General features: G+C 32.4%; 3 protein-coding genes. All 3 read right to left on the bottom strand.

The window, feature by feature from the left end; genetic code table 11:
* Window positions 1-13 precede the first annotated feature (13 nt).
* The 3 genes from rlmD to RSB60_RS11415 are packed head-to-tail and all read right to left on the bottom strand — an operon-like array spanning window position 14 to window position 2710.
* Complete coding sequence (gene rlmD, locus RSB60_RS11425) at window positions 14-1345, bottom strand: 23S rRNA (uracil(1939)-C(5))-methyltransferase RlmD (protein WP_332616473.1); 1332 nt, start codon at window positions 1343-1345, stop codon at window positions 14-16.
* The gene (locus RSB60_RS11420; RefSeq protein WP_323380885.1) at window positions 1345-1977 is read right to left on the bottom strand and encodes an HAD-IA family hydrolase; all 633 of its coding nucleotides are present in this window, start codon (window positions 1975-1977) and stop codon (window positions 1345-1347) included. The genes rlmD and RSB60_RS11420 overlap by 1 nt, the downstream gene beginning before the upstream one ends.
* A gap of 40 nt (window positions 1978-2017) precedes the next feature.
* Complete coding sequence (locus RSB60_RS11415) at window positions 2018-2710, bottom strand: hypothetical protein (protein ID WP_323380884.1); 693 nt, start codon at window positions 2708-2710, stop codon at window positions 2018-2020.
* Between the last annotated feature and the right edge of the window lie 78 nt (window positions 2711-2788).

The following is a 2788-nucleotide window of genomic DNA, read 5'->3' as shown; positions in this document are numbered from 1 at the left end:
CTGTTTTTATAAATTAATTAATAGTTTTATTTAATAGAACTACATTTTCTACATGGTGTGTTAGTGGAAACATATCTACTGGTTGCACTACTTCAATACTGTACGCTAGTTTCGATAGAAGTGCACAATCTCTTGCAAGTGTTGAAGGATCACAAGATACATATACAATTCGCTTTGGATTCATTGCTGCAATTGATTGAAGCGTATCTTCATCGCAACCTTTTCTTGGTGGATCAACAATAACCACATCAATCTTTTCGCCTCTTCTTAGAATCTCTTTTGCTCCTTCTTTTGCATCTGTGCAAATAAACTCAATATTCTTTATATTATTAATACTTGCATTTATCTTTGCATCTTCAATTGCAGCTTCGACTACCTCGATACCTATCACTTTGTTCACTTTAGGTGAAGCAAATAAACCAATTGTTCCAGTTCCACAATATAAATCGACAACTGTGTCTTCTTTGGTTAACTGGGCATATTCAATTGCTTTATCATACAGTACTTGTGTTTGACTGGGGTTAATTTGATAGAATGACTTACTTGAAATATTAAAATAGAAATCATGGAGCTTTTCTTGTATTAATTTTTTTTCAGTTAATGCCACTTCTTCATTTGTAAGGATGACATTATCATTTCTTTTATTAATATTCACAATAACACTTTTAATTGATGGAAACTCATTCATTAATTTATTCTTTAGTTCCTCACATTGCTTGAATGGATATTGCTTCACTATGAACACAATCATAATTTCATCTGTTCTATGTGCATGTTTGATTAAGACATGTTTGAAGGCATCTCCACAATTTAACTCTTTCAAATACTGTTTCATAGCTTGCACAATTTTATTTGATGTTTCTGTTTGTACTAAACAGTCATCAAACTCAACTATTTCATTTGTATGGTTGCGATAAAACCCCATCTTTACTTCATGATTTTCAAATTGAACAGGTATTTGTACTTTATTGCGATAACGTAAAGGATATTCCATATCTAATACATCTTGTATCGTTGGTTCCATGTGTGCTATTGACTTGAAACAATCCACTACTTTTTGATATTTAAAATTTCTTTGTTCATAGCGATCCATATGTTGTAATTGACATCCACCACAATGCTTGTAAATTGAACAACTTGGTTCAATACGATGTTTACTTACATTAGTAAGTTTCAGACAACGTCCAAAACCATAACTCTTCTTTAAGGAAGTGATTACAATCTCTCCCTCTTCATCTTTCAACATATTTTTGACGAAGAAAACGAAACCATCATGTTTGACGATTCCCAAACCTTCGACGTTATATCCCACACATTTACCATTAAACTGATCATTCTTTTTCATTAATAATTCCTTTTTAAGTAGAGTGCAATTTCACTTAATCGCGATATTGTAATATCTGCACCTAATTCTTTTTCTGTTTTAAATTCATCATAGAAACACGTATGAACCATGGCATTTCTTCCTGCTTCAATATCAAGAATGCGATCACCAATCATAACTGTTTCATCATTATTCATTTCGTATTTCTCTTTCAAGTAGTTAATACTTTGTGGATTTGGCTTACGTGCAAATCCTTTTTCTTTAATCACAATTTCACGAAAATATTTTTCTAAGTCGTATTTTCGTAATAATTCTAAAGTGGATGTACCACGATGAGTCACAACATAGTTAAAATTCCCACTATCGATAATTTCTTCCAATATGATTTGTGTATCCACGTATGGTTCAACAACTTGTTTTTCTAATATTTCACGATTCTTTTGGAATTCATCTAGAAAAGATGGTGGAAATGAGAATCTTTTACTATAGAAATCAATGACTGTTTGTACAGATATTTTCATATATTCTAAAATTGTATTTTCATCAGCAGGTATATCATTATCTACGCATGTTTTGTAAAAAGCTTTTACCATAGCTGGATATGTATTTAATAAAGTACCATCAAAATCCCAAATAAAATGTTTAAATTTCATTTCTTTCACCTCTTTCTATAAGAAAAGGAGCATAGCTCCTTTATTCTTTTGGTTGATCTCCAGCGCCAGCATCCGGTTGTGCTTCATTACCGTCTTCTGCTCCGCCGACTGTCATTTCGTTATCATCTGGAGTCGGTGTAGGGTTCTTGCGATTTTCTACATCGTCTCTTAATTGTTGAGCAAGTTCAGCATCTAGTGGTTCAGAGACTACTTGAATACGAGGTTCAGCCATCGTAGATGACTTATTCTTAATCACATAGACAAAACTATCTGAATCACGATCTTTGCTTAGGTTATAAACATGAATTTCTAAATCATACATTTTCATGTTATCACGTAATGTAAAATATGTGCCTACTGGCAATATATTAGTTACTGCATCATAGGCAGCGTTCGCAACGTTTGACGCATCTTCTTTACTTGCAGAATCCGAAATATCCACATAGACACGTAATGTTGCTGAAGCAAGTTCTACATCAACTTTTTCAACACCACTCTCAGATTTAATTTTTGCAGAAATATCAGACATATTAGCATTCGTAATCGCTGGGTCTAAATCCCCTTTAAAGCGATCTCCAAAAATTGGTTTTCCGGTGTTAAATGTTGCTGATAATAAAATAAATCCGAATATTAAGAATGGAACGATAATAATCGCACTACCAATAAGAATAATCTTACTTGTACGATCTAATTTACGTTTACTTTTTTTAACTGTTTTCTTTTTCTGAGTCATTTCTTCACTCCCTAACATGGATATTGTACAAAAAATTTGAATCTTTTGCTACTATTTTATGCGTTTATTCAATTCTTC

Origin of the sequence: Anaerorhabdus sp. (genome assembly GCF_036657415.1) — a bacterium.
GTDB lineage: Bacteria > Bacillota_I > Bacilli_A > Erysipelotrichales > Erysipelotrichaceae > Anaerorhabdus.
This window is presented reverse-complemented; position numbering and strand designations above follow the sequence as displayed.

Coding starts and splice junctions, on each gene's coding strand:
- rlmD (WP_332616473.1), bottom strand. CDS start 1,345: ATGAAAAAGAATGATCAGTTTAATGGTAAATGTGTGGGATATAACGTC.
- RSB60_RS11420 (WP_323380885.1), bottom strand. CDS start 1,977: ATGAAATTTAAACATTTTATTTGGGATTTTGATGGTACTTTATTAAAT.
- RSB60_RS11415 (WP_323380884.1), bottom strand. CDS start 2,710: ATGACTCAGAAAAAGAAAACAGTTAAAAAAAGTAAACGTAAATTAGAT.